Raw genomic sequence first — 25333 nt, forward strand, 5'->3', positions numbered from 1 at the left:
ACCATAACTGACCGCCGTGGGAACAGATTTGCTCCCCTCACTACCCCGCACTTCCTGATTCTTCACGTGCCATGACCGGATTCGGGCGGTACGCGGCCGGGCCGCATGCCTCTGCCCGCACATGCGAACGGCGCCCGGCCGGAGGTCACTTCCGTACCGGGCGCCGCATGACGCCTCAACTCCCTCAAGGGGAAACCACAGTTGCTCAGACGTTGGGGACCACCGGGTAACGCGGCGTCCCCTCCTCCATCTGCTTCAACGCGCCCTTGCGCTCCCGCTTCGACAGCCGGTCGATGTACAGGTACCCGTACAGGTGGTCCGTCTCGTGCTGCAGGCAGCGCGCGAAGTAGCCGGTGCCGCGCACGGTGATCGGGTTGCCCTTCTCGTCCTGGCCGTCGACCACCGCGTAGTCGGGGCGCGCGAGTTCGGCGTACGCCGTCGGCACGGACAGGCAGCCCTCGTTGGAGTCGTCGAGGCGCCGCTGCTCGGCAGGCAGCTCGCGCAGGACCGGGTTGCAGACGACGCCGGTGTGCCGCACGCCGTCGTCGTCCGGGCAGTCGTACACGAAGACCTTCAGGTCGACGCCGACCTGGTTGGCGGCGAGGCCCACGCCCTCGGCGGTGTGCTGGCTCGCGAACATGTCGTCGACGAGCTTCGCCAGCTCGTCGTCGAACGCGGTGACGTCCTTGCACTCCGTGTGCAGCACCGGGTTCCCGACGACAGTGATCGGCCGCGACGCGCCGCGCTCGCGGTACGCGGCCTCCCGCGCCTCGCAGTCCTCGGTGTCGACGACGAATCCCTCGTCGTCGACGGGGAGCACGGCCTCGCCCGTTGCGTGTCGCTGATCGGTGTCCTGCTGAGCCATGACGGGCGTAAGCCTTCCTGGGAAACGGGGTGAGAATGCTGGTTAACAGGGTACGGGGGCCCGGCCGCGCCGCTCAGCACACCTCTTCGAGGTCCCGCCAGTCACGCGAGTCCGGCGAATCCGCGACCCACCCGTCGAGCAACCCCCGCACCAGCGAGGCGGGCGCGGCCACCCCGCACTCCCGCTCCGGCACCCACAACTGCCCGTCGGTCCGATGCCCCAGCGGCCCCGGATGGCCCGGCTCGCTGTGGTCGTGCGGATCGACGTGCGTGCCGTCCCCCTCGTCGGACGGCATCCGCGACTCCGAGCACGTCCGGCAGAGCAGCCGGACGGAGGACGACCAGTCCTCGGCGGCGTAGCCCGCGTCGGCGGCCAGCCGCTCCAGCGCGTCCCGGTCGTCCTCGGTGGCGGCCTCAAGGAGGACCACCCAGGTGGGGACCGGCGAGGGCGCCCACAGCTCGATCTCGTCGAAGACCGGGTACGAGTTCCCGGACGCCGTGGTCCGCTCGCCGTGCGGGACTCCGTCGTGCAGCACGACCTCGCCCCAGCGCCGCCCGGACGACGGCAGCGGGATGGAGAGCAGCTCGATGCGCGCGGGGTCGAGCCTGCGCCCCCACACGACCTCCGCCTCGCCCTCGGGCGAGAGCCGCACGGCGGCGCTCCCGAGGTCCATCCCGGTCGGCTCACCGGCAGCGGCGACGCCGCCCGGCACCTTCAGCCCGTACGCCTGCCAGGCCCTGCGCGCGAGCGGCCAGTCCTGCAGGGCGGTGGCGGCGATGCCCACGTTCCACCAGTCCGGTGCCCCGCCCTCCTTCTCGAGCAGGGCGACGGCCCGCAGGCCGGTCGAGCGGGCCTGCTCCCAGTCGTGCCGGAACTTGTGCAGCAGCGCGAGGTTGAACCAGGATTCGGACAGCCAGGGCTCCAGGTCGGCGGCCCGCGTGAGCAGCGCTCCCGCGTCCTCGTACCGGCCGTCGCCGATCAGCGTGAACGCGCGATCCGTGGCCTGCCGCCAGGAGGCGGAGGGCCGGTGCCGTCCCTTGCCGAAGATCCTCACGATTCCCGCCTGCCGATACTCGAGGCCTGGGCCCCCGGACTCTGAGTCTCTGCGTGTTCCGCGTGCCTTGCCTGTTCTGCGTTTTCTGGGTTGCTTCGCATCCAACCACGTACGTTCGGACGACCGCTCATTACCCATGGGTTACCCAACCGACCCTAGGCTCAGACCGGGGCTCGCGACCACCCTGGCCAGCGCTTCGACGACCTCCGGCTGGTAGTCGCGCCCCGTGGCCAGACGGAGGCTTTCCAGGGCCCTGAGCGGCCCCTGAGGTCCCTGTTCCCTCGCCATCTCGTCGTACGCGTTCGCTGTCCGCACAATCCGGGCGGTGAGCGGCTGCTCGCGGTACGGGTCTGCCTGCCGCTCGACCACCACGGCCACCTGGGTGTCGACCCCGGTCTGGCGGACGACGGCGCCGCCGAGCAGGGCTATCCGGCGCTGCTGGGCGGGCGGCAGCGCGGCGGTGGCGCCCTCGGTCACCGGGTCGACGAGCGAGAGCTGCCCGATGTCGTGCATCAGCGCCGCGTACTCGAGGACCGACAGGTCCGGCTGCGAGAGCCCCAGGTCGCGGCCGACGGCCCGGCTGAGCGCGGCGACCCGGCGGGCGTGCCCGTGCGGGGTGTAGCCGGCGATCTCGGTGGCACGGGCCAGTGAGGTGATGGTCTGCCGGTATGTGGCCTTGACGACGGAGTACCGGCGGAACGCCAGCTGGGTGAGGAGCAGCGGCAGGCTGATCAGCGGCAGCGCCCACAGCCCGGCGACGGCGACGGCGAGCGCCATGACGGCCCCGGTCGCGCACACGGCCGATCCGATCCCGAGCATCGCCCGCAGTTCGTCGCGCAGCAGCGGGCCGAACGGCCAGCGCGTCCTGGCGTGCGCCATGGTGGCGGCGAGCACGGCATCGCACAGCGCGGTGAGCACAAGCAGCCCGACGAGCAACAGCGCGTAGTACGCGCCGTCCCCTGGCCACTCCGTCAACACGCCTTCGTTGTAGAGCGGTTGGAAGCAGACGGCGGCGAAGGCGACGGTGAGCACGCGCCGCGTCACGTGGTCGAGCGAGGCGCCCTTGCCGCGCGCCACATGCGGTATGCAGCCGACGAGCGTGCCCGCGACGACGATCGCGACGACCTGTAGCGCGCCATGGTGCGTGGGCCGCCCCGCGACCTCTCCGAGCAACGCGTACGCGAGCGCCCCCGCGGCCCCGAGCGGCGCGGCCTCCCGGTCCTCGGCGCCGCCCCACCGGGCCAGCTCCCCCACGGCGACGAGGACCCCGAACGCCAGTGCGTTCCCCCGCTCGACGACGCCGTGCCAGACGGTGTCCCCGAGCGCCACGGCGGCGACCGCCACGGCGACCCCGAACACCATCACCAGCACCCCGGACATCCGGCCCGCCTTGGGCACGCCGCCCGTTTCGGCGCGGCGCTCCGGCTCCGTCCCCGTCACAGGGAGGCCGCCCCCGGCGCGGCAACGCCTTCCGTGCGGGCCGGGGGCACCACCGCCTCGTCCGCCGTGACCACGGGATGCCACCCGTCCCGCTGAAGCACCCGCACCAACGCCCCCACCATCACCGGATCGAAATGCGAACCCGCGCACCGCTCCAGCTCCGCCATCGCGACCGTCACGGGACGCGCCCGCGCGTACGTACGCGTGGAGGTCATCGCGTCGAAGGCGTCCGCGACCGCCACCACGCGCGCGAACTCCGGAATCTGCGCCCCCGCGAGCCCGTACGGGTACCCGCTCCCGTCGAGCCGCTCATGGTGGTGCAGGATCGCCGCCCGCGCCTCGCCCAGGAACGCGATTCCCCGCACCATCTCGTGCCCGTACTCGGGATGCAGCTGGATGACCTCGCGCTCCTCGGGTGTCAGTGGCCCGTCCTTCCGCAACAACCGCGTGGGCACGCCGAGTTTCCCCACGTCGTGCAGGATCCCGGCGAACCGCAGGGCCTCCACCCGCTCCCCCACCATCCCGAGTTCGCGGGCGATCATCATCGAGGCCTGCCCGACCCGCTCGCTGTGCCCGCGCGTGTATCCGTCCTTGATGTCGACGGCCTGCACGAGCGCCCGGATCGTCGCCTGGTGGGCGGACCACTCCCGCTGGTACTGGGCGAACACCCAGCAGGAGATGTACATCGGCAGGAGCACGAGCAGCGCGGCGAGCGGACCGTACGAACTGGTCCACATGGTCGCCATCACGAGCCCGGCGAGCCCGTGCGCGGCCACCGGCGCGAGCATCCGCAGGAAGAGCCCGCGCCAGGCGCCGCGCAGCGGAACCCGCTCCGCGGTGGCGAGCACGCCCCCGTCGAGCACGGTGAGCGCGGCGCAGAACGCGAGGACGGCGGCGCCTCCGGGCACGAGCGCGTAAGGGAACCGGGGGTCGGCGACCGCCTCGGGCCCGCCGAGCGCGCCGAAGACCCGCGCCGCGGCCCAGGTGGCGAGGGCGAGTTGGGCCGCGCGCCACACCTTGCGCAGCCACGCGGGCCGCCGCTCGACGGAGGCGAGCAGGGCACCGGGCAGGGCGACGAGCGCGGCGGCGGCCGGCGGCAGCAGAAACGCCCCGGCGAGCAGCACGGGAAAGAAGGTGCCCATCCCCTTGGGCGCGCGCCGCCCGACCAGCCGGCAGCGGCCGAGCTGCTCACACCCCGCGTAGAGGAGCGCGAGCAGCGCGACGCCGGGCCACGACGTGGCGGCGGAGAACGCGGGGGCGGCGCAGACCACGGCGAAACCGGCGGTCAGGAGCACATACGCACGGGCCACAGGCGGAACCGACCGCATGCCCCAACTCCCTCCCCAAGGCGTTCAGTTCAGGGAGGATAGGACGCGCGGGAGGGCGCTCGCGCGGCATCGCGGGGATTGCCGGGGCCGGGGGCCCCGGATTCGCACGATCGGGTGAACAAGCAGCTCGGCTCAGGCGAGCGGGTTGCCCATGCCCTCTTCGGGCGTGGCCTGGCCGGAGCGGATCACTTCGATCCGCCCCATGACCTTGGCCCGCAGATCGGTGGGCACGTCGTCATGACCGCAGCACCGCTTCACCAGCTTCTTCACGGCCTGCTCCAGGCCGTACTTCTCCAGGCACGGGGAGCACTCCTCGAAGTGCACCTCGAACTTGGTGCAGTCACTGTCCGGCATCTCATGATCGAGAAACTCGTAGAGATGATCGAGAACTTCACTGCAGTCCGTTTCGTGCGGCTCTCCGCAGCTCATGAGCCCGAGCCTTTCGCTTCGTTCGCCTGACCGGCACCGGCCGGGACGAGCCCGCGGTCACGGGCATAGTCCTCGAGCATGCCGCGCAGCTGGCGACGGCCACGGTGCAGCCGGGACATCACCGTACCGATGGGTGTTCCCATGATGTCCGCGATCTCCTTGTACGCAAAGCCCTCTACGTCCGCGAGATAGACCGCGATGCGGAATTCCTCGGGGATCGCCTGCAGGGCCCGCTTCACGTCCGAGTCGGGCAGGTGGTCGAGCGCCTGCGACTCGGCGGAGCGCAGACCGGTCGACATGTGCGACTCGGCGCGGGCCAGCTGCCAGTCCTCGATCTCCTCGGCGGCACTGCGCTGGGGCTCGCGCTGCTTCTTGCGGTACGAGTTGATGAAAGTGTTCGTCAGGATCCGGTACAGCCACGCCTTGAGGTTGGTCCCCTCGCGGAACTGGTGGAAGGACGCGTACGCCTTGGCATACGTCTCCTGCACCAGGTCCTCGGCGTCGGCCGGGTTGCGCGTCATGCGCAGGGCCGCCGAATACATCTGGTCGAGAAATTCCAGCGCGTCCCGCTCGAAGCGGGCATTGCGCTCGGCGGTAGTCTCCGCCGGCTCCGGGCGCTCGTCCGCCTGGCCGTGCTCGGTCCCTGCGTCGGTCCCTGTGACCGGACCCACCTCCTCAAGCGACGTAGCGGGGACAAACGAGACCCCGCTCGAATCGGAGGATAGACGACGATCCGGTCCGCCCGCCGCCCGAATAGGAGCGGTCTTGGCCGCGCTCAGCACGCTCCACTCCAGGTCAGGAGTGGTGGCACGGCTGGGGCAAGCGACTGAACCCATGCGGCGGACTTCCTCTCGTACGATCACTGTGCACCGACAGTCACCACAACAGTCGTCCCGCCCTCAACATTCCCGGCGACTAGACGAGTGATCCGGTCCACTTCGTGACGGCGTCGGTGATGACGGCGAGGGCCTCGTCCTGGGTGATGTCCGCACGCTTCGGGACGGCGAAGCCATGGTCCCCGTAGGGGACTTCAGCGAGTTCATACGCGCCGTCACCCTCCGGGAACTCAGCGGGCTTCCCGAAGGGATCGTTGCCGCCCTGTACGACGAGGGTGGGTACGCCCGCGCCGAGGAGTTCGTCGGCGCGGGACTTCTCCGGCTTGCCCGGCGGGTGCAGCGGGAAGCTGAGGGCGAGCACGGCGGCGGCGCCGAGCTCCCCCGCGGTGCGGCAGGCGACACGAGCGCCCGCACTCCGCCCCGCGGCGATCACCGGCAACCCGGGCTTCTCCAGCGCGGGCCACAGCCCCCGCCACCCCTTGTCGAGCGTCTTCGGGGCAGGCGCGAGCTTCTTCCCCGCGACACGCCACGGCTGCTCGACGAGCGCGACGGTCACTCCGTGGGCGGGCAGAGCGGCGGCGATGGCCTGCAGGTCCCGCGCCTCGATGCCGCCCCCGGCACCGTGACTCACGGCCAGGACGAGCTTCGGCTTCTTGGCGGCGTGCCAGGTGATGCGGGCGTCGCCGGTCTCGGTGGAAACGATCTCTATACGGGTCACGCTGCCATGGTGACCCACGATTAAGCCCCTGCGGCGATTGAGCAGCGGGGTCCGGGGCAGAGCCCCGTGACGTCAACCCCGTACGACCGCTTCAGAACAGCGTCCCTTCCTCCGGCCCCTCCAACTCCTTCAGCAAATCGGCCCCGTTGTTACGCACATTGCTCACCGCCGTGGACACGGGATACGCCCGCATCAACCCCTCCCGAGGCGGCGCGAGGAGCCCACGAAGGTCCTCCACATCCGTACGCCCCGGGTCCAACCACGAGTCCCACCGGTCAGGCGTCAGCATCAACGGCATCCGAGGATGAATATCGGCAAGCGACCTCGGCCCCTCCTCCGGCGCAACCCCGAGCGGCGCGCTCTCCGCCTCCGTAGTGATCACCGTGCACGTCACCCACCAGGCAAGAGGATGCTCGTCCGGGAGCGTCCGGTCGTGCCAGAACTCGTAGAGCCCGGCCATCGCGAAGACCGAACCGTCCGCGGGCGTCACGAAGTACGGCTGCTTGCGGGGCCGCTTCTTCTTGCCCTCGACCTCCAGGTCGCGCTCGGCCGTCGCGGTCACCCACTCGTAATAGCCGTCCGCGGGCAGGATGCAGCGCCGCGTGGTGAAGGCCCGGCGGTACGAGGGCTTCTCGTGCACCGTCTCGGCCCGCGCGTTGATCATGCGGGCGCCGCCCTCCGGCGTCTTGGACCACGACGGCACGAGCCCCCACTTGAGCTTGCGCAGCTGGCGAACCGGACCGGGGGTATCCGCGTCCTTCACAGGGCGGTCGAGAACCGCGTAGACCTCCTTGGTGGGAGCCACATTGAAGTCGGCCTCATAGGCCTCCTCCGGCTCCCACTTCTCGATCTCAAAGATTCCTGCGAGATCCTCGGGCCTGCGACTCGATGCATAACGTCCGCACATACGTGCCACAGTGCCAGATGCCGACCCGCCACCGAACCCGAACGGGAGCAGCCGAAACACATGGACGCCAGCCTCTGGGACCGGATCTTCGGGACCCAGTCCGACCCCGATCAGTGGGTGACGATCGCCACGGCCGTCGTCGCGCTCGCCGCGATCGTCCCGCACGCCGTCTGGCGGCTGACCCGGAACGCCATCACGATCGCCCACGAGGGCGGCCACGGCCTGATCGCGCTCCTCATGGGCCGCAAGCTGGACGGCATCCGGCTGCACTCCGACACCAGCGGTCTGACCGTCAGTCGGGGCAAGCCGACCGGGCTCGGCATGGTCCTGACCGCGGCCGCCGGGTACACGGCCCCGCCGCTGTTGGGCCTCGGTGGCGCGGCGCTGCTCTCCGAGGGACACATCACGCTGCTGTTGTGGCTGGCGACGGCGCTGCTCGTGGTGATGCTGGTAATGATCCGGAACGCGTACGGGGCGCTGACCGTGGTGGTCACGGGCGGCGCCTTCGTCCTCGTCTCCTGGCTCGCGGGGCCGCAGGTCCAGGCGGCCTTCGCGTACACCGTCGTCTGGTTCCTGCTCATCGGCGGCGTACGCCCCGCCTTCGAGCTGCAGCGCAAGCGCCGCAGGGGTGGCGCGGGAGACTCGGACGCCGACCAACTCTCGCGCCTCACGCACGTCCCCGCGGGCATGTGGTTCTTCTTCTTCCACGCCGTCTCCCTGTGCTCACTGCTCGGCGGTGGCCGCTGGCTGCTGGGGCTGTGAGCAGGTGCCTTCCCGGGGGCCGACTAGAGTTGGGGCATGACCTCGAACCCGGCCCACACCGCCCTCTGGCCCGCCCCTCTCGCGAGGGGAGCCGTCGACGCGACTGTTCAGGTGCCGGGATCCAAATCCGTCACCAACCGGGCGCTCGTGCTCGCCTCGCTCGCCGCGGAGCCGGGCTGGCTGCGCCGCCCGCTGCGCTCCCGCGACACGCTGCTGATGGCGGCCGCGCTGCGCGAGATGGGTGTGGGCATCGAGGAGACGGTGTCGTCGAGCTCCTCCGGCGCCGGCGGGTCAGGTGAGGCGTGGCGCGTCATCCCGTCCGGCCTTCAGGGGCCCGCCACGGTCGACGTCGGCAACGCGGGCACGGTGATGCGCTTCCTGCCGCCGGTCGCCTCGCTCGCCGACGGGGAGATCCGCTTCGACGGCGACCCCCGGTCGTACGAGCGTCCGCTGCACGGCGTGATCGACGCGCTGCGCGCGCTCGGCGCACGCATCGACGACGAGGGGCGCGGCGCGCTCCCGCTCACGGTGCACGGCGGGGGCGCCCTGGATGGCGGCCCGGTGGAGATCGACGCCTCGTCGTCCTCCCAGTTCGTGAGCGCCCTGCTGCTGTCGGGCCCGCGCTTCAACCAGGGCGTCGAGGTCCGGCACACCGGCTCGGCGCTGCCCTCCATGCCGCACATCCGCATGACGGTCGACATGCTGCGTGCGGTCGGCGCCCAGGTCGACACCCCGGAGTCGGGCGGCGAGCCGAACGTGTGGCGGGTCACGCCCGGCGCCCTGCTCGGCCGGGACATCACCATCGAGCCGGACCTCTCGAACGCCCAGCCGTTCCTGGCCGCGGCCCTGATCACCGGCGGCAAGGTGACGATCCCCGACTGGCCGGAGCACACGACGCAGCCCGGCGACGCGCTGCGCGACATCTTCACGCAGATGGGCGGCGGCTGTGAACTGACCGAGCGTGGGCTCGAGTTCACCGGCTCCGGCAGCGTGCACGGCATCGACGTCGATCTGAGCGAGGTCGGCGAGCTGACCCCCGGCATCGCCGCGGTGGCCGCCCTGGCCGACTCCCCGTCCACCCTGCGCGGCGTCGCCCACCTGAGGCTGCACGAGACGGACCGGCTCGCCGCCCTCACCAAGGAGATCAACGAGCTGGGCGGTGACGTGACGGAGACCGCCGACGGTCTGCACATCCGCCCGCGCAAGCTGCACGGCGGGATCTTCCACACGTACGACGACCACCGCATGGCCACCGCGGGCGCGATCATCGGCCTCGCGGTCAGGGACGTACAGATCGAGAACGTGGCGACCACCGCGAAGACGCTGCCGGACTTCCCCGACATGTGGGCCGCGATGCTCGGGACCGACCGGGCGTAGGGGCACACCGCGATGCGCCGCTACGGCAAGCACACCGACGAGGACGACATCCGCCAGCGCCCGAACCGCAAGGGCAACCGGCCGCGGAGCAACATCCGTCCCAAGCACGACGACGCGGCCGAGGGCATGGTCCTCACGGTCGACCGCGGCCGCCTCACCGTCCTCATCGACGACGTCCCCGTGACCGCGATGAAGGCCCGCGAGCTGGGCCGCAAGGCGGCGGTCGTCGGCGACCGGGTCTCCGTGGTCGGCGATCTGTCCGGCAAGAAGGACACGCTCGCGCGCATCGTCCGCATCGGGAGCCGCAGCTCCCTGCTGCGCCGCACGGCGGACGACGACGACCCGTACGAGCGGGTGGTCGTCGCCAACGCCGACCAGCTGGCCATCGTCACGGCGCTCGCCGACCCCGAGCCGCGCCCGCGCATGATCGACCGCTGCCTGGTGGCGGCGTTCGACGGCGGCCTCACCCCGCTCCTCGTCCTGACGAAGTCGGACCTGGCCCCGCCGGACAAGATGCTCGACCTGTACGGGGCGCTCGACATCCCGTACGTCGTCACGAGCCGCACGGAGCTGGAGGACGGCACGGCCGTGGAGCGGGTGCGCGCGCAGCTCGACGGGAAGATCACGGCGTTCGTCGGCCACTCCGGTGTCGGAAAGACGACGCTGGTCAACGCCCTGGTGCCGGACGATCAGCGGCGTACGACGGGGCATGTCAACGCGGTGACGGGACGTGGCCGGCACACGACGACGTCGGCGCTCGCGCTGCCGTTGTCGGGGGACGCGGGCTGGGTGGTCGACACGCCCGGCGTGCGGTCGTTCGGACTGCACCACGTGGACCCGTCGCGCGTCATCCACGCCTTCCCGGACCTGGAGCCGGGCACGGAGAACTGCCCGCGCGCGTGCAGCCACGACGAGCCCGACTGCGCCCTGGACGCCTACGTGGAAGAGGGGCACGCGGACCCGGCCCGGCTGTACTCGCTTCGCCGCCTCCTCGCGACACGGGAGCGCCGGGAGGGCGACTGAACTCGCGCTTGTTTGCTGCCACGCCACACAGGTAAGGGCATAATCGCACCAAGCCGGACGCAAGATCACAGACATTCAGAGATCAGTGGAACGCGGGAGGCACAAGGACATGGCGTGGCTGCTGGTCGTCGTCGCGGGGATCCTGGAGACCGGATTCGCCGTCTGCCTGAAGCTCTCCCACGGCTTCACGCGGCTGTGGCCGACGATCGCGTTCGCCGCGTTCGCCCTCGGCAGCTTCGGGCTCCTCACGCTCTCCCTGAAGAAGCTCGACGTGGGTCCCGCCTACGCGGTGTGGACGGGCATCGGCGCGGCCGGCACGGCGATCTACGGCATGGTCTTCCTCGGCGACGTGGTCTCGGTCCTCAAGCTCGTCTCGATCAGCCTGGTGATCGCGGGCGTCATCGGCCTCCAGCTGTCGGGCTCGGCGCACTGAGCGACCGCGCTACCGGCGTACGACCTCCCGCACCATCCGCGCGACCCCGCCCTCTCCCGGCGGCGCCAGTACGCAGGACAGCGCGAGCCGCACCGCCACCTCGCAGTCCCGCGCCAGCGCCTCCGCCTCGCCCTTCGCCGCGCCCGGCACCCCGAGCGCGGCCACGCTCCGGTCCCGCACCGCAACCACGAAGTCACCGGGCGCAGGCAGCGGCCCGTCCGCTCGACGCTGGGCCGGCACGGACGAGGAGGACGGCACGGCGGACAGCGTCGGCGAGGGCAGGCGCTCGCTCCAGCACCCCGTGAGCGCGGCCCGCACGAGCGGGTTGCGCCGCGCGCCGGCGACGGTCCACTCGGCCACGGCGTCGAGCCCGCCCTCCTTCAACGCCCGGTCCACGCCCGCCAGATAGGCGTCGGCCTCCCGGCGTACGAGGGCGCGTGCGAGCCCTTCCTTGCTGCCGAACTCGTTGTAGAGGGTCTGCCGGGAGACCCCGGCGACCGCCGCCACGTCGACCATCCGCACCGCGTCCCACGGTCGCCGAGCGAGCGCCGTGTAGGCCGCTTCCAGAAGGGATTCCCGCGCTGCAGGCATCGTCGCCTCCCCGGTTCGCCGGGTTCCATAAGGCCTGTGTGGCCACAGTTGACGCGCTCGTACGCGGTGTCAAGGCCCCTCGTCGGGCACACCGGGCCCGCCGTCGGATCGGTCCCTGTAGCAGTCGGCGTACCACGATCGATACTGTGCACTCATGCCCGACTACCAAGATGATCTGCGGCTCGCCCACGTCCTCGCGGACGTCGCCGATGCCGCGACGATGGACCGGTTCAAGGCTCTCGACCTGAAGGTGGAGACCAAGCCGGACATGACTCCGGTGAGCGAGGCGGACAAGTCCGCCGAGGAGTTGATCCGCGGCAACCTCCAACGGGCTCGGCCGCGCGACGCGATCTTGGGCGAGGAGTACGGGATCCAGGGCACGGGCCCGCGCCGCTGGGTCATCGACCCGATCGACGGGACCAAGAACTACGTGCGGGGCGTCCCGGTCTGGGCCACGCTGATCTCCTTGATGGAGGCGGGCGAGGGCGGTTACCAGCCGGTCGTCGGCGTCGTCTCCGCCCCGGCGCTGCAGCGTCGCTGGTGGGCGGCGAAGGGAGCGGGCGCGTACACGGGCCGCAGCCTGACCTCCGCGTCGCGCATCCACGCCTCCAAGGTGGGCCGCCTGGAGGACGCCTCGTTCGCGTACTCCTCGCTGACCGGCTGGGAGGACGAGGGCAGGCTGGACGGGTTCCTCGACCTGACGCGGGCCGTGTGGCGCACGCGCGGCTACGGGGACTTCTGGCCGTACATGATGGTCGCCGAGGGTTCGGTCGACCTGTGCGCCGAACCGGAGCTCTCCCTGTGGGACATGGCGGCGCCGTCGATCATCGTCTCCGAGGCGGGCGGCAGCTACACCGGGCTCGACGGACGCCCCGGCCCGCACAGCGGCAACGCGGCGGCGTCGAACGGCCTGCTCCACGACCAGTTGCTGAGCTACCTGCGCGCTTCGGTGTGAGGGTGAGCGCGGGTTGAGCTGCTCGCGCGCCTGAACTCACCTCTCGCGCCCTCTTGTTGGCGTTCCCTTTACCTGCAACTCTGAGAGTCCCCCCACTTGTGAACTTGTGAACCGTTTCTCGTTCCATACGGGCCCGGTGCAACAAGTACCTCACACAGGAAGGTGGCTCCATCCATGCTCGTCCGTGACGCCATGAGCACGATGGTCCTCACCATCGGCCCCGACCACACCCTGCGCCAGGCGGCCCGGCTGATGTCCGCGCGCCGCATCGGCGCCGCCGTCGTCCTCGATCCGGACGGCTGCGGCGTCGGGATCCTGACCGAGCGCGACATCCTCAACGCCCTGGGCCAGAACCAGGATCCGGACCTCGAGACCGCCGGCGCCCACACCACCACGGACGTCGTCTTCGCCGCGCCGTCGTGGACCGTGGAGGAGGCGGCCGCCGCCATGGCGCACGGCGGCTTCCGTCACCTCATCGTGCTCGACGGGCAGGAGCCGGTCGGCATCGTCTCGGTCCGCGACATCATCCGCCGCTGGGCCCCGGCCCGGCGGCAGCCCGCTCCGCTCCCGGCGTAGACACGGCTCCCGGACATGACAGAGAGGGCCGGTCCCCTTGAAGGGGACCGGCCCTCTCTGTCAACGATCCGCGATCAGCGGGTTTCGATCAGCGCACGTCGAACCGGTCCAGGTCCATGACCTTGGTCCACGCCGCGACGAAGTCCTTCACGAACTTCTCCTTGGCGTCGTCGCTCGCGTACACCTCGGCGACCGCGCGCAGCTCGGAGTTGGCGCCGAAGACCAGGTCGGCGCGGGTGCCGGTCCACTTGACCTGCCCCGATCCGTCACGGCCCTCGAACTCGTCCTGCGCGGACGACGTCGACTCCCACTGGGTGTCGATGTCGGTGATGTTGACGAAGAAGTCGTTGCTCAGCGTGCCCGGACGGTTGGTCAGGACGCCGTGCTTCGACCCGCCCGTGTTGATCCCGATGGTTCGCAGACCGCCGACGAGGACGGTCATCTCGGGCGCACTGAGGGTCAGCAGGTTCGCCTTGTCCGTGAGCAGGAACTCCGCCGGGAGGCGGTTGGCCTTGCCCACGTAGTTGCGGAAGCCGTCGGCCTTCGGCTCGAGGGCCGAGAAGGACTCGATGTCCGTCTGCTCCTGCGTGGCGTCGACACGGCCGGCCGTGAACGGCACCTCGATCTCGACGCCGCCGTCCTTGGCGGCCTGCTCGACGGCCGCGGAGCCCGCGAGCACGATCAGGTCGGCCAGGGAGACCTTCTTGTCGCCGGTGGCGTTGAAGGACTCCTGGATGCCCTCGAGCACACGGAGCACCTGCGCGAGGCTCTCCGGGTTGTTGACCTCCCAGCCGCGCTGCGGCTCGAGGCGGATCCGGGCGCCGTTGGCCCCGCCGCGCTTGTCGCTGCCGCGGAAGGAGGAGGCCGAGGCCCAGGCCGCGGACACCAGCTGCGGGACCGTGAGGTCCGAGGCGAGGATCTGCTGCTTGAGCGTGGCGATGTCGGAGGCGGTGACGACCAGGCCCTCGTGCGCCGGCAGCGGGTCCTGCCAGGGCAGCACCTCGGAGGGGATCTCCGGGCCGAGGTAGCGGACGGCCGGACCCATGTCACGGTGCGTCAGCTTGTACCAGGCACGGGCGAAGGCGTCCGCAAACTCCGCCGGGTTCTCGTAGAAGCGCCGCGAGATCGGCTCGTAGATCGGGTCGAACTTCAGCGAGAGGTCCGTGGTGAGCATCGTGGGCAGCCGCTTGACCGAGGAGTCCTCGGGGTCCGGGATGATCGCCTCGGCGTTCTTCGCCACCCACTGGTTGGCGCCGGCCGGCGACTGCGTGAGCTCGTACTCGTACTCGAAGAGGTTCTTGAAGAAGTAGTTGCTCCACTGCGTGGGCGTCTCGGTCCAGGTCACCTCGAGGCCGGAGGTGATGGCGTCGCGGCCCTTGCCGGAGCCGTGTCCCGACTTCCAGCCGAGGCCCATCTGCTGCATGGGCGCGCCCTCGGGCTCGGCGCCGACCAGGTCGGCGTCGCCCGCGCCGTGCGTCTTACCGAAGGTGTGGCCACCGGCGATGAGGGCGACGGTCTCCTCGTCGTTCATCGCCATGCGGCGGAACGTCTCACGGATGTCGCGGGCCGCGGCGATCGGGTCCGGGTTCCCGTTGGGACCCTCGGGGTTGACGTAGATGAGGCCCATCTGGACGGCGCCGAGCGGGTCCTCGAGGTCACGGTCGCCCGTGTAGCGCTTGTCGTCGAGCCAGATCTGCTCGGGGCCCCAGTAGACGTCCTCGTCCGGCTCCCACACGTCGGGACGGCCGCCGGCGAAGCCGAAGGTCTCGAAGCCCATGGTCTCCAGGGCGACGTTGCCGGTGAGGATCAGAAGGTCGGCCCAGGAAATGTTCTGCCCGTACTTCTTCTTCACGGGCCACAGCAGCCGGCGGGCCTTGTCCAGGTTCCCGTTGTCCGGCCAGCTGTTGAGCGGGGCGAAACGCTGCTGACCCGCGCCCGCGCCACCGCGGCCGTCGCTGATCCGGTACGTACCGGCCGAGTGCCAGGCCATACGGATCATCAGCGGGCCGTAGTGCCCGAAGTCGGCCGGCCACCAGTCCTTCGAGGTGGTCAGGACCTCGGCAATGTCGCGCTTCACCGACGGGAGGTCGAGGGAGCCGAACGCCTCGGCATAGTCGAACTCCTCACCCAGCGGGTTCGCCACGGCCGGGTTCTTCGCAAGGATCTTCAGATTGAGGCTCTCGGGCCACCACTGCCGGTTGCCGCCCCCTTGCGTCGGATGCGCGGCTCGGCCGTGCGCGACCGGACAACCACCCGCCTCCGCGTTGGGGTCCGTGACAAATTCTTCGTGATTCTCGGACATTTGGGGCCCTTCCCGAGTCGTCCTGCCGCTTGGCTATAGCCGAACCTGATCCTACAATGGACAATGTCTAAGTCAAGGAAAGCTCCAAAGTCACATCCGATCGGGGCCAAGGTCCCCTGACTGTTAGGCTGGCCCTATGAGTGACCTGCTGGAACGACTGCGTGGACGCGGCTGGCGCATGACTGCCCAGCGGCGCGTCGTGGCCGAGGTACTCAATGGGGACCACATGCATCTCACTGCCGACGAGGTGCACTCCCGCGCGACGGCGAAGCTCCCCGAGATCTCCCGGGCCACCGTTTACAACACGCTGGGCGAGATGGTCTCGCTCGGCGAGGTGATCGAGGTCGCGACGGACAAGCGCGCCAAGCGCTACGACCCGAACGCGCACCGCCCGCACCAGCACCTGGTCTGCGACGTGTGCGGCCAGATCCGCGACGTGCACCCGACGGGCAATCCGCTCACCGCCCTGCCGTCCGACGAGCGCTTCGGCTTCACCATCTCGGACGTCGAGGTCACATACCGGGGACTGTGCCCGAACTGCGCGGCGAAGGCGTAGCTCCGCCCCCCCCCACCTGCTCCACTGGGCCCGCACCGTATGGTGCGGGCCTTTGTGCTGTGCGGCCACCGGTCGGGCGCCCTTCAGTGCATGCGTCAACCACGCACCCCCTTCCGCAATCTGACGGGTCGTCATATTCTCGCGGTCGCCCACGAGAATCCGCCGCACCCCGGAGGGCCCATGCATCCCAAGCTCCAAGCCCGCGCACTCACCAGGACTTTCGGCACCACGCACGCCCTCGGACCACTCGACCTGACGGTCACCCCCGGCGAGTTCGTCTGCGTCGTCGGCCCCTCGGGCTGCGGAAAGTCCACCCTGCTCCGGATAGCCGCAGGCCTCACCCGCCCCTCCAGCGGCACCCTGGAGATCCGCACGACGAGCCCCCGCCCGGCAGCCATGATCTTCCAGGACTACGGGATCTACGACTGGAAGACCGTCCTGGCCAACGTCCGCTTCGGCCTCGACATCCAGAAGACCCCGCGCAAGGAGGCGAACGCCCGCGCCCGCGACTGGCTCGCCCGGATGGGCCTCGCCGACTTCGCCGACGCCTACCCGTCCGCCCTCTCCGGCGGCATGCGCCAGCGCGTCGCGATCGCGCGGGCGCTGGCAGTGGAGCCAGAGATCCTCCTCATGGACGAGCCCTTCGCGGCCCTCGACGCCCAGCTCCGCACGATCCTCCAGGACGAGCTCCTGGCGCTCACGCAGACGACGCGGACCACCACACTCTTCATCACGCACAGCCTGGAGGAGGCGATCGTCCTCGGCGACCGGGTCCTGGTGATGTCGGCCCGGCCGGGACGCGTGATCGCCGAGCGTCGGCCGCCGTTCGAGCGCCCCCGCACCGGCGACATCCGCGATGCCCCCGAATTCACCTCCCTGAAGGGCGAGTTGTGGGACCTGCTGCGCGGCGAGGTGCACCAGGAGGCGGTCCCGGCATGAGCTCGCTCACCTCGACGAAGGCCCCGGACGACCTGCTGGTCCGCGCTCCGGGCCCGGAGGAACTCCACCCCACCCGCGCTCGCCACCGGCGCCGGGCCCTCGAACTCTCCCTCGCGATCGCCGTCCCCGTGGTCCTGATCCTGCTCTGGCAGCTCGCGGCCTCCCAGTCCTGGATCGACGAGCGCATCTACCCGGCCCCGTCCACGATCCTCGCCGACGGCTGGCAGCGCGCGGCCGACGGCGAACTGTGGCCGGACGTCTGGGCCACCCTGAAGCGGGTCCTCGCCGGCTACGTCATCGGTACGGTGTCGGGCTACCTCCTCGGTCTTCTCATGGGCTCGATCTCCCTGGTCCGCGCGGCGCTCGAACCGCTGCTCGACGCCCTCTACGTAGTGCCGAAGCTCGCTCTGCTGCCGGTCTTCCTGAACATGTTCGGCCTGGGCGAGGGGCCGCAGATCGCCCTCGTCGCGGCAACGGTCTTCTTCTTCGTGTGGATCTCGACGATGGCGGCGGTCATCTCCGTCCCCACCGGGCACCGGGACGCGGGGCAGGTCTTCGGCGCGTCCCCCTGGCAGATGTTCCGGCACATCCTGCTACCCGCCTCGCTCCCCGCCGTCCTGGTCGGCGCCCGCATCGCGGCGGGTGTCGCGGTCCTGGTCATCGTCGCCTCGGAGCAGATCGCCGCGAACGACGGCCTGGGCCATCTGATCTTCGACGCCCGCGCCCTCTTCCAGAACGACGTGATGTTCGTCGGCATCGTCTGTGTCGCCGCCCTCGGTGTCCTCTTCTCCGAACTGGTGCGCCTGGCAGGCCGGTTCCTCACCCCCTGGGCCCCACGCGACCGCGGCCGCGGCCAGTCCTGACTCCTGCCACCCACATTCTTGTACGGAGGACCCATGCGCACCAGATACGTAGGTACGACATACCTGGGTACGACCCTGCTCACGGTCGGCGCCCTGCTGCTCGGCACGACGTCCTGCGCCAAGACCGACACCCCGTCCGACTCCGCGGCCGGGCCTCGCGCGATCAAGGCGGTCGCCGGCTGCGCAGAGGGCTCCTGGACCGATCCGAAGGACCGCTCCCCCGACCGGAAGCCGGCCCGCTGCGACAAGGGGGCGCCGGCTCCGGTCAAGCTCGCCAAGCCGCGCAAGCTGACCATCGCGACGGGCACGCTGAGCGCGGAGTACGTGGCCCCGCTCGAGATGGCCGTCAAGAAGGGCGAGTTCAAGAAGGAGGGCCTGGATGTGAAGCTCAAGGTCCTCCCGACGCCCGACGCCCTCCCCCTCCTCGCCAAGGGCGAGATCGACGCGCAGTGGGCCGCCCCGGAAGCGGCGGTCATGAACGGCATCCTCGGCGGCTTCGACATCAAGTGGGTGTCCGGCAACTTCTCCCCCGACCCCAAGTCCAAGAGCGGACTGTGGGTGCGCCTCAAGGAAGGGCAGAGCGCCGCCCAGGTCCGGATGGCGGGCAAGAAGATGGGCACGCTGATCGGCAAGGGTTCGGTCGCCTCGTATCCGATGAACATCGCCCTGAAGAAGCACGGCGGCGACCTCGACAAGATCCAGTTCCAACAGCTCGGCTCGGCCGACGTGTTGACCGGGCTGCAGAACGGCGGGGTCGACTCGGCCTGGCTCCTCGACCCGATCTGGCGCAAGGTCGACGGCGACAAGCGCTACGCGTTCCTCGGCGGCCAGCCGCAGGGCGAGCCGCTCGGCGGCCTCCTGTACGGGCCGAACCTCCTCAGCAAGGACCCGGACGCGGGCGTCGCGTTCCTGCGCGCGTACATCCGCACCGTGAACACGTACTTCCGGGACGACTACAAGAAGGACCCCGCCTTCGTGGCCGAGCTGGCCCGCCTCCTGAAGACGGACAAGAAGGTCCTGGAGGAGACGCCGTCCCTCCGGATGGACTGGGAGATCCGCTCCGGCACGACGGACCGGCTGCAGGCCGCGTACAAGGCGGCCGGCGTCTCCGAGGGCGATCCGCTGCCGGAGTCGAAGACGGTGAACAGGAAGCTGTACGAGGAGGCGGTCGGCCACAAGCCCTGAGAACGCCCCAAAAATGCCTGAGGCCCGAATCCGTACGTACTGTACGAATTCGGGCCTCAGGACTTTCAGTAGCGGGGACAGGATTTGAACCTGCGACCTCTGGGTTATGAGCCCAGCGAGCTACCGAGCTGCTCCACCCCGCGCCGTTGTGTTCACAACTCTACGGTACGCCCCCGACCAGCGCAAACCGCTCCGCGGGGACCGGGGACGCAGGCCGCACGGAGCGCTGCCACCGCCTTGGGCAATCTGCCGCCTTGGGCGGCAAGGTGGGCAAGGCGGTGCCCCGGTGCAGGCTGCACACACGTCCGGCCTCGGCCCCTCCGCAGCCGGAAGCCCGGCACGGTCCGGCGCTACGCCGACAGCTCCTGCCGCAGCGCGTCCCGCAACCGCCCGGCGCGCTCCGCGACCTCCGCGGGGCCCAACTCGACCGCCCGGGACGCCCACTTCTGCCCTTCGGCGAGGTCACCGCGCCGCGCGCACAGCAGCGCGAGCCGAAGCGCCGCACGCCCGTGGCCGGCATCGGCCGCCCGCGTCCACCAGAGCGCCGCCTCCGGCCCACTCCCCTCGCGGGCGAGCAACAGCCCAAGGTTGAACGCCCCGTTGCGCGACCCGGCCTCCGCGGCCTCCCGGTACCACCGCGCCGCCTCCACCACATCGCCCCGCGCGGCGGCCAGCATCCCGACCCGGACCTGCGCCCTGCGATGCCCGTGCTCGGCAGCCCGCTCGTACCACTCCTCGCACTCGCTCTTCTCGGTGACGGGCTCCCCCAACTCGTGCCGAACGGCGGGCGGCCGCCGCACATCGAGCAGCGAGGCGAGCCGATATGCGGCCTCGCCGCTGCCGCCCCCAGCCGCACACCGCAGGTGCCGCTCGGCGGCCTGCTCGTCGCCCTCGCGCTGCCGCGCGATCCCGGCCTGCAACGCCGCCTCGGTGTGCCCACCGGCCGCGGCACGCTCGTACCACTGCAACGCGGCCGCCTCGTCGTCCCGACTCGCGTACAGGATCCCGAGGTTGAACGCCGCGTCGACGCTTCCGGCCTCCGCCGCCTTGGAGAACCAGGGTTCGGCGCCGACCGCGTCCCCGTTCTGCAGGAGCAGCACCGCCAGCGCGTTGGCCGCCTCGCGGTGGCCCGCGTAGGCGGCACGGCGGTACCAGCCCTCGGCCTGCGCGGTGCGCTGCTGCTCGGCGCAGAGCAGGCCGAGGTTGTACGCGCCGTTGTTGTCGCCCGCGTCCATGGCAGCGCGGTACCAGCGCTCGGCGGTCTGCGTCTCGCCGCGCTCGGCGTGCAGGGCGCCCAGTGCGTTCGCCGCGTTGCCGTCGCCGTCCTGGGCGGCCCGCAGCCACCACACGGCGGCGCTCTCCTCGTCGCCCGCGTCGCGCAGCAGGAACGCGAGGGCGCACGCGGCGCGCGCCTCACCGTCCTTGGCGGACGTCAGGTACCAGCGCCCGGCCTCCTTCAACTCGCCGCGCTTCTCCAGGATCGAACCGAGGTGCAGCGCGGCCCGCCGGTGCCCGCGCGCGGAGGCCTGCCGGTACCACTGCTCGGCCTCCTCCGCCGGGGCCTTGCCCTCGCCGGAGACGAGCACGTCGGTGCCGCCCTTGCGGTCGAGCGCGCGGGCGAGCCGGTACGCGGCCTCCCGGTGCCCGCGCTCCGCGGCGACCCGCATCCAGCGCTCGGCACCGACGTCGCTGCGGTGCTCCAGTAGATCGGCGAGCGCGTACGCGCCCAGGGTGTGGCCGTGCTCTGCGGCCTGGCGCAGCCAGTACTCGGCGGCGGGTTCGTCCCCGCGCTCGCGGAAGTGCCGGCCCAGGGCGTGCGCGGCGGGCGCGGAACCCGCGACGGCGGCGATGCGCCACCAGCCGGCGGCCTCGTCCGCGTAGCCGCGCTGGTGGAGCAGGACGCCGAGGTTGTTGGCCGCGGCGCGGTCACCGGCGCCGGTGGCAGCACGCAACAGGGGCTCGGCGCCGCCGAGATCTCCGCGGCGCAGCAGCATGGCGCCGAGGACACTCATCGCCTCGACGTCGCCGGCCTCCGCGGCCAGCCGCTGGCGTACTTCTTCCGCAGCCTCGCCCGGTTCATCCCGATCTGTCGGCTGCACAAACCGCCCTGTCTCCAACAGAGTTGCCTTGTCCCCCATAACGTCCATCGTCGCACCACCTGCAACCTGGGTACACCTGGTATACCGCAGCCAGTGAGGTCACTTCAGCGTTTTGTCGACATGCCCACAGGGCGACAAGTGAAACACGGAATTCTCAACTCCCCCCGAGGGGGGCATCGTTCGCACACGCTTCGCACATGCCGGTGGCTCATGACAGCAGGGGCCACGACGCACCGAAGGCCCGGAAGCCTTAGCTTCCGAGCCTTCGATCATCAGTAGCGGGGACAGGATTTGAACCTGCGACCTCTGGGTTATGAGCCCAGCGAGCTACCGAGCTGCTCCACCCCGCGCCGTTGTGTCCAAACCGTACCACGGCGCGGAGGGGTCATCTGACCGGTCAGCCGCCGGCCGCCTCCTTGTTGTCGCCGCTTCCGCTGTTCTTGTCGCTCTTGTTGTCCCCTGCCGCCTTGTCGGCCTTGGTCTGCGCGTCCTCGGCACGCTGCAAGGCGTCCTGCAGCCGGTCCTGGGCCTTGCCGTAGGCGGTCCAGTCGTTGTCCTTCAGGGCCTCCTGGCCGTCCTTGAAGGCCTCGTCCGCGTCCGCGAGCGCGTCCTTCACCGTCGAGTTCTCGGGCGGCTCGGTGCCGCCGGGTTTCTCCGGCTCGGCAGGCGTGTCCCCGTCCACGTCGAAGGCCTGGTTGAGCGCCTCGGACAGCGAGTCCGCGAACCCGATCTTGTTGCCGTACGAGACCGCGACCTTGCGCATGAGTGGGTACTCGGCATTGCGGCCCTGGGCGTAGATCGGCTCTACGTAGAGGAAGCCCTTGTCGAGCGGCACCGTCAGCAGATTGCCGTACAGGACCGTCGAGTCGGCACCCTTCATATCGCGCACCCAGTTGGCCACGGAGCCCGAGGAGTTGAGCGTGTTCTGTACCTGCTCGGGCCCTGCGACCTTGTCCTCGGTGACTCTGAGCAGCCTTATGGCGCCGTAGTCCTTGCTCGTCGCGTCGGCGTCGACCGCCATGAAGGCTCTCAGGTTGGGCCGCCCGCTCGGCGTGAACGTCGTCGTCAGCGAGAACTGCTGGCTGGTCTGACCCGGCATCTTCATGGACAGGTAGTACGGCGGGACCGCACTGTTGTCCTTCTTGGTCGGGTCGTTCGGCACCTGCCACGCGTCGGACGCGTTGTAGAACTGGTTCGAGTTGGTCACGTGGTAGAGGCTGAGCAGCTCACGCTGGACCTTGAACATGTCCTGCGGATAGCGCAGGTGCTCCTTCAAGGAGGCCGGGATCTCGCTCTTGTCCTCGACCGTGCCGGGGAACGCCTTCTTCCAGGTCTTCAGGACCGGGTCCTTGTCGTCCCACGTGTAGAGCTTGACCTCACCCGTGCCCGCGTCGACGGTCGCCTTCACCGAGTTACGGATGTAGTTGACCTGGTTCTGCTGGGCCACCACGGCGCGCTGGCTGTCCGCCTCGTTGAGCGAGTCGGCGGTGCTGTCGCCCAGCGTCGTACGCGACGCGTAGGGATAGCCGTTCGACGTCGTGTAGGCGTCGATGACCCACTTGATCTTGCCGTTCACGACCGTCGGATACGGGTCTCCGTCGATCGTCAGCCACGGCGCGACCGCCTCGACGCGCTCCTTGGGAGTGCGGTTGTAGAGGATCCGCGAACCCTCACCGATGGCCCCCGAGTAGAGGATCTGCGGCTCACTGAAGGCGACGGCGTACGCGGCGCGGTTGAGCGGGTTCGCCAGATTGACGCCGCCCTTGCCCTTGTAGCTCGTCGTCTTCTGAGTGCCGTCGTCCTGCTCATAGTCCAGCTCCTTCTGCGGCCCACCGACGATCGAGTACTGCGACGTCTTCTCGCCGTAGTAGATGCGCTGGTTGTAGTCGCCGAGGTCGCCGGTGGTCGGCAGGCCCGACTCGGTGAACTGCGGGGCGCCCCCGGAGGTCGCCGTGCCCTTCGCCGTCACGGCCCCGTAGCCGTGCGTGTAGACGAAGTGGTCGTTGATCCAGTTGCGCTTGTCGAGCTTGCTCAGGTTCAGCTCGCGCAGGCCGGTCACGGTGTCCTGGCCGTTGTAGCGGTCCACGTCCAGGGTCGTCGGGAACTGGTAGTACTTCCGCTGCTGCTCGAGCTGTTGGAAGGTCGGCGAGACGATGTTCGGGTCGTTGAGCCGGTAGCTGGCCGCCGAATCGGACTCCGTCCGCTGCTTCTTGGCGTCGTCCGAACCCTTGCCCTTGTAGTCCACGGGCTTGGCCTTGTCGATGCCGTACGCCTTACGGGTCGCCTCGATGTTCTTCTTGATGTACGGGGCTTCCTTGGACTGCTCGTTCGGCTGGACCTGGAACTTCTGGACGATGGCCGGGTACAGGCCACCGATCAGGATCGCCGAGAGCACCATCAGGCCGAAGCCGATGACCGGCAGCTGCCAGGTGCGCCGCCACAGGGTCGCGAAGAAGAGGATCGCGCAGATGACGGCGATGCAGAACAGGATCGTCTTCGCCGGCAGATACGCGTTCGCGTCGACGTACCTGAGGCCCGTCCAGTTGTCCGTCGCCTTGAAGTCGCTCTGCTTCACCGCGAGCCCGTACCGGTCGAGCCAGTACGCGACCGCCTTCAGCGCGACGAACACGCCCAGCAGGACGGAGAGGTGCCCCGTCGCCGCGGCCGTGGCCCGCGCCCCCGGGCTGGTGATCCGCAGGCCGCCGTACAGGTAGTGCGTCAGCGCCGCGGCGACCAGGCCGATGACGGCTGCCGCGAACCCGAAGCCGAGCAGGAAGCGGTACCAGGGCAGATCGAACGCGTAGAAGGACACGTCCATGTGGAACTGCGGGTCCTTCTGGTTGAACGGCACGCCGTTCACGAACATCAGCCACGTACGCCACTGGCTGGCGGCCGATGCTCCCGCGATCAGACCCACAAGGGCGGTGATGCCGACGAGCAGCCAGCGCTTGAAGGGCGCGATACCCATTCTGTAGCGATCGAGGCTCTGCTGCTCCATCGACATGGCGCTCAGCGGCGGGCGCAGCCGGTGCGCCAGCCAGACGTTCACGCCGACGGCGAGCGCCATCAGCAGTCCGAAGACGAAGAAGAGTCCGATCTTCGTCCACAGTTGAGTCGTGAAGACGGAGGAGAACTTGACCGAGCGGTACCAGAGCCAATCGGTCCAGAATCCGGCGAACATGACGAAGACCATGCCGAGCACGGCCAGGACGCCCAGCGTCAACAACAACGTTCGAGCACGCCGGGAGGGTCGGCCGACTCTGATCCGCGGTCCCGTCGGGCCACCGCCGCGGTCCGGCATCTGGAAAGCCAAGGTGTGCACCTCGAAGTTCGGTATTCGGTCGGTCGGTCGGTCGGGCCCGGAGATCGCGGACCCATCACCTATGCAACTTACTCACGCTTTACTCAGTTCCCGGTTCGGGGCAGGAACGAGGCAGGATTGTGACTATGTCCAACACTCCCATGGCAGCGAGCCCCCTCACCCGAGCCGTACTCGAGATCGACGAGTACGCCGCCGGGCTTGGCTGGGACCAGCCCGCTCGCCTCTTCGCCCTCGTCGACACCGCCGCGCTGCGCGCCCAGGAACCCGCTCTCGCCGCCCAGCTGGGGCTCGAGGGCGAGCAGGAGGCCCCCGGCCTCACCCCGATCGAGCAGGACGAGATTCCTGCCGGAAAGCCGCTGGACGAGTTCCTCGGCACCATCGCGTGGCCCGACGCCGTGGTGGGCTGCGCGCTGACGGTCGAGCGCCTCATGCTGCCGCCCTCCGCGGAGGCGTCCGTCCCGGCGGGCCTCAGCGACGCGAAGCTCACGAAGTGGGTGGCCGAGCACCCGGACCGCCAGGAGGTCCGGATGACGGTCGGCGTACTGCGCGACGGCACCCGCGACTCGGCACTGCGGCTGCGTGAGAAGGACGCGACGACGGAGGTCCTCACGGGCTCGAACCTCGTACCGGGACTCGCGGAAGCCCTGTCGGTGACGTTCGCCGAGTAACGCTCTCCTCGTCTACGTAGAGGGGCGCCACCGGGGTAATGCCGGTGCGCCCCACAAAGGAATTCGGGGTTTTAGCCAATTAAACCCAATGGGGGGGACGAGGTC

Annotated in this window: 23 protein-coding genes and 2 tRNA genes; 11 read left to right on the top strand and 14 right to left on the bottom strand. The window is 70.1% G+C overall.

Going from position 1 to position 25333, the window contains the following annotated elements; all coding sequences use genetic code 11:
- Nucleotides 1-205 precede the first annotated feature (205 nt).
- The 8 genes from def to ABT004_RS21020 all read right to left on the bottom strand — a co-directional run bounded on the left by def (nucleotide 206) and on the right by ABT004_RS21020 (nucleotide 7577).
- Nucleotides 206-865, bottom strand: coding sequence for a peptide deformylase (gene def / locus ABT004_RS20985; RefSeq protein WP_351338982.1), 660 nt, complete (start codon nucleotides 863-865; stop codon nucleotides 206-208).
- A 73-nt stretch (nucleotides 866-938) separates the two neighbouring features.
- The gene (locus tag ABT004_RS20990; protein ID WP_351338985.1) at nucleotides 939-1919 is read right to left on the bottom strand and encodes a tetratricopeptide repeat protein; all 981 of its coding nucleotides are present in this window, start codon (nucleotides 1917-1919) and stop codon (nucleotides 939-941) included.
- Between the two features lie 141 nt (nucleotides 1920-2060).
- Nucleotides 2061-3299, bottom strand: coding sequence for an HD-GYP domain-containing protein (locus ABT004_RS20995; RefSeq protein WP_351339038.1), 1239 nt, complete (start codon nucleotides 3297-3299; stop codon nucleotides 2061-2063).
- Between the two features lie 56 nt (nucleotides 3300-3355).
- A complete protein-coding gene (locus ABT004_RS21000) occupies nucleotides 3356-4687 on the bottom strand; it encodes an HD-GYP domain-containing protein (protein WP_351338988.1) in 1332 nt (443 codons plus the stop codon).
- Between the two features lie 132 nt (nucleotides 4688-4819).
- A complete protein-coding gene (gene rsrA / locus ABT004_RS21005; protein WP_351338991.1) occupies nucleotides 4820-5116 on the bottom strand; it encodes a mycothiol system anti-sigma-R factor in 297 nt (98 codons plus the stop codon).
- On the bottom strand, nucleotides 5113-5787 hold the full coding sequence (gene sigR, locus ABT004_RS21010; RefSeq protein ID WP_351338994.1) for an RNA polymerase sigma factor SigR: 675 nt from the start codon (nucleotides 5785-5787) through the stop codon (nucleotides 5113-5115). Before sigR ends, rsrA begins: the two co-directional genes overlap by 4 nt.
- 244 nt (nucleotides 5788-6031) lie before the next feature.
- Entirely contained in the window at nucleotides 6032-6670 is a 639-nt protein-coding gene (locus ABT004_RS21015; RefSeq protein WP_351338997.1) for an alpha/beta hydrolase family protein, read from the bottom strand.
- A 91-nt stretch (nucleotides 6671-6761) separates the two neighbouring features.
- Nucleotides 6762-7577 carry an SOS response-associated peptidase gene (locus tag ABT004_RS21020; protein WP_351338999.1) on the bottom strand — a complete coding sequence of 272 codons (816 nt, stop codon included), beginning with the start codon at nucleotides 7575-7577 and terminating at the stop codon, nucleotides 6762-6764.
- A gap of 60 nt (nucleotides 7578-7637) precedes the next feature.
- Here ABT004_RS21020 and ABT004_RS21025 point away from each other — a divergent pair, with 60 nt between their 5' ends.
- The 4 genes from ABT004_RS21025 to ABT004_RS21040 all read left to right on the top strand — a co-directional run bounded on the left by ABT004_RS21025 (nucleotide 7638) and on the right by ABT004_RS21040 (nucleotide 11172).
- Entirely contained in the window at nucleotides 7638-8339 is a 702-nt protein-coding gene (locus tag ABT004_RS21025) for a M50 family metallopeptidase (protein WP_351339002.1), read from the top strand.
- Between the two features lie 36 nt (nucleotides 8340-8375).
- Nucleotides 8376-9716, top strand: a complete 1341-nt coding sequence (aroA, locus tag ABT004_RS21030) for a 3-phosphoshikimate 1-carboxyvinyltransferase (RefSeq protein ID WP_351339004.1) — start codon at nucleotides 8376-8378, stop codon at nucleotides 9714-9716.
- Between the two features lie 12 nt (nucleotides 9717-9728).
- Nucleotides 9729-10739 (top strand): ribosome small subunit-dependent GTPase A, encoded by a 1011-nt coding sequence (gene rsgA / locus ABT004_RS21035; RefSeq protein WP_351339006.1) that lies wholly within the window; start codon nucleotides 9729-9731, stop codon nucleotides 10737-10739.
- Between the two features lie 109 nt (nucleotides 10740-10848).
- Nucleotides 10849-11172 (top strand): DMT family transporter, encoded by a 324-nt coding sequence (locus ABT004_RS21040; protein WP_351339008.1) that lies wholly within the window; start codon nucleotides 10849-10851, stop codon nucleotides 11170-11172.
- A gap of 9 nt (nucleotides 11173-11181) precedes the next feature.
- On the opposite strand, the gene ABT004_RS21045 is transcribed toward ABT004_RS21040, so the two are convergent.
- Entirely contained in the window at nucleotides 11182-11763 is a 582-nt protein-coding gene (locus ABT004_RS21045; RefSeq protein ID WP_351339011.1) for a TetR/AcrR family transcriptional regulator, read from the bottom strand.
- 154 nt (nucleotides 11764-11917) lie between these two features.
- Between ABT004_RS21045 and hisN the strand changes: the two genes are divergently transcribed.
- Complete coding sequence (gene hisN / locus ABT004_RS21050) at nucleotides 11918-12718, top strand: histidinol-phosphatase (RefSeq protein WP_351339014.1); 801 nt, start codon at nucleotides 11918-11920, stop codon at nucleotides 12716-12718.
- Nucleotides 12719-12892: 174 nt separating this feature from the next.
- Nucleotides 12893-13294 carry a CBS domain-containing protein gene (locus tag ABT004_RS21055; protein WP_351339017.1) on the top strand — a complete coding sequence of 134 codons (402 nt, stop codon included), beginning with the start codon at nucleotides 12893-12895 and terminating at the stop codon, nucleotides 13292-13294.
- 88 nt (nucleotides 13295-13382) lie between these two features.
- On the opposite strand, the gene katG is transcribed toward ABT004_RS21055, so the two are convergent.
- A complete protein-coding gene (gene katG / locus ABT004_RS21060) occupies nucleotides 13383-15596 on the bottom strand; it encodes a catalase/peroxidase HPI (protein WP_351339019.1) in 2214 nt (737 codons plus the stop codon).
- A gap of 136 nt (nucleotides 15597-15732) precedes the next feature.
- On the opposite strand from katG, the gene ABT004_RS21065 reads away from it, so the two are divergent.
- The 4 genes from ABT004_RS21065 to ABT004_RS21080 all read left to right on the top strand — a co-directional run bounded on the left by ABT004_RS21065 (nucleotide 15733) and on the right by ABT004_RS21080 (nucleotide 19139).
- Nucleotides 15733-16152, top strand: coding sequence for a Fur family transcriptional regulator (locus ABT004_RS21065; protein WP_351339021.1), 420 nt, complete (start codon nucleotides 15733-15735; stop codon nucleotides 16150-16152).
- A 180-nt stretch (nucleotides 16153-16332) separates the two neighbouring features.
- The gene (locus ABT004_RS21070; RefSeq protein ID WP_351339024.1) at nucleotides 16333-17091 is read left to right on the top strand and encodes an ABC transporter ATP-binding protein; all 759 of its coding nucleotides are present in this window, start codon (nucleotides 16333-16335) and stop codon (nucleotides 17089-17091) included.
- On the top strand, nucleotides 17088-17954 hold the full coding sequence (locus ABT004_RS21075; protein WP_351339026.1) for an ABC transporter permease: 867 nt from the start codon (nucleotides 17088-17090) through the stop codon (nucleotides 17952-17954). Before ABT004_RS21070 ends, ABT004_RS21075 begins: the two co-directional genes overlap by 4 nt.
- A 33-nt stretch (nucleotides 17955-17987) precedes the next feature.
- Nucleotides 17988-19139: an ABC transporter substrate-binding protein gene (locus ABT004_RS21080; RefSeq protein ID WP_351339028.1), complete on the top strand. Its 1152-nt coding sequence runs from the start codon at nucleotides 17988-17990 to the stop codon at nucleotides 19137-19139.
- 69 nt (nucleotides 19140-19208) lie between these two features.
- Here ABT004_RS21080 and ABT004_RS21085 read toward each other — a convergent pair.
- The 4 genes from ABT004_RS21085 to ABT004_RS21100 form a co-directional block, all read right to left on the bottom strand.
- A tRNA-Met gene (locus ABT004_RS21085) sits at nucleotides 19209-19282 on the bottom strand.
- 207 nt (nucleotides 19283-19489) lie between these two features.
- Nucleotides 19490-21286, bottom strand: a complete 1797-nt coding sequence (locus ABT004_RS21090; RefSeq protein ID WP_351339029.1) for a tetratricopeptide repeat protein — start codon at nucleotides 21284-21286, stop codon at nucleotides 19490-19492.
- A gap of 228 nt (nucleotides 21287-21514) precedes the next feature.
- Nucleotides 21515-21588, bottom strand: a tRNA-Met gene (locus ABT004_RS21095).
- Nucleotides 21589-21635: 47 nt separating this feature from the next.
- Nucleotides 21636-24539 (bottom strand): UPF0182 family membrane protein, encoded by a 2904-nt coding sequence (locus tag ABT004_RS21100; protein ID WP_351339040.1) that lies wholly within the window; start codon nucleotides 24537-24539, stop codon nucleotides 21636-21638.
- A 146-nt stretch (nucleotides 24540-24685) separates the two neighbouring features.
- On the opposite strand from ABT004_RS21100, the gene ABT004_RS21105 reads away from it, so the two are divergent.
- Nucleotides 24686-25228 (top strand): PPA1309 family protein, encoded by a 543-nt coding sequence (locus ABT004_RS21105; protein ID WP_351339031.1) that lies wholly within the window; start codon nucleotides 24686-24688, stop codon nucleotides 25226-25228.
- The last annotated feature ends 105 nt before the right edge of the window (nucleotides 25229-25333 follow it).

The sequence above is a fragment of the Streptomyces sp. NPDC002790 genome, assembly GCF_040295505.1.
Lineage (GTDB): Bacteria > Actinomycetota > Actinomycetes > Streptomycetales > Streptomycetaceae > Streptomyces.

Coding starts and splice junctions, on each gene's coding strand:
- ABT004_RS21075 (WP_351339026.1), top strand. CDS start 17,088: ATGAGCTCGCTCACCTCGACGAAGGCCCCGGACGACCTGCTGGTCCGC.
- ABT004_RS21055 (WP_351339017.1), top strand. CDS start 12,893: ATGCTCGTCCGTGACGCCATGAGCACGATGGTCCTCACCATCGGCCCC.
- ABT004_RS21020 (WP_351338999.1), bottom strand. CDS start 7,577: ATGTGCGGACGTTATGCATCGAGTCGCAGGCCCGAGGATCTCGCAGGA.
- ABT004_RS21080 (WP_351339028.1), top strand. CDS start 17,988: ATGCGCACCAGATACGTAGGTACGACATACCTGGGTACGACCCTGCTC.
- ABT004_RS21045 (WP_351339011.1), bottom strand. CDS start 11,763: ATGCCTGCAGCGCGGGAATCCCTTCTGGAAGCGGCCTACACGGCGCTC.
- hisN (WP_351339014.1), top strand. CDS start 11,918: ATGCCCGACTACCAAGATGATCTGCGGCTCGCCCACGTCCTCGCGGAC.
- ABT004_RS21090 (WP_351339029.1), bottom strand. CDS start 21,286: ATGGACGTTATGGGGGACAAGGCAACTCTGTTGGAGACAGGGCGGTTT.
- rsrA (WP_351338991.1), bottom strand. CDS start 5,116: ATGAGCTGCGGAGAGCCGCACGAAACGGACTGCAGTGAAGTTCTCGAT.
- ABT004_RS21100 (WP_351339040.1), bottom strand. CDS start 24,539: ATGCCGGACCGCGGCGGTGGCCCGACGGGACCGCGGATCAGAGTCGGC.
- ABT004_RS21105 (WP_351339031.1), top strand. CDS start 24,686: ATGTCCAACACTCCCATGGCAGCGAGCCCCCTCACCCGAGCCGTACTC.
- aroA (WP_351339004.1), top strand. CDS start 8,376: ATGACCTCGAACCCGGCCCACACCGCCCTCTGGCCCGCCCCTCTCGCG.
- ABT004_RS21040 (WP_351339008.1), top strand. CDS start 10,849: ATGGCGTGGCTGCTGGTCGTCGTCGCGGGGATCCTGGAGACCGGATTC.
- katG (WP_351339019.1), bottom strand. CDS start 15,596: ATGTCCGAGAATCACGAAGAATTTGTCACGGACCCCAACGCGGAGGCG.
- ABT004_RS21000 (WP_351338988.1), bottom strand. CDS start 4,687: ATGCGGTCGGTTCCGCCTGTGGCCCGTGCGTATGTGCTCCTGACCGCC.
- ABT004_RS20995 (WP_351339038.1), bottom strand. CDS start 3,299: ATGTCCGGGGTGCTGGTGATGGTGTTCGGGGTCGCCGTGGCGGTCGCC.
- ABT004_RS21025 (WP_351339002.1), top strand. CDS start 7,638: ATGGACGCCAGCCTCTGGGACCGGATCTTCGGGACCCAGTCCGACCCC.
- rsgA (WP_351339006.1), top strand. CDS start 9,729: ATGCGCCGCTACGGCAAGCACACCGACGAGGACGACATCCGCCAGCGC.
- ABT004_RS21065 (WP_351339021.1), top strand. CDS start 15,733: ATGAGTGACCTGCTGGAACGACTGCGTGGACGCGGCTGGCGCATGACT.
- def (WP_351338982.1), bottom strand. CDS start 865: ATGGCTCAGCAGGACACCGATCAGCGACACGCAACGGGCGAGGCCGTG.
- ABT004_RS21070 (WP_351339024.1), top strand. CDS start 16,333: ATGCATCCCAAGCTCCAAGCCCGCGCACTCACCAGGACTTTCGGCACC.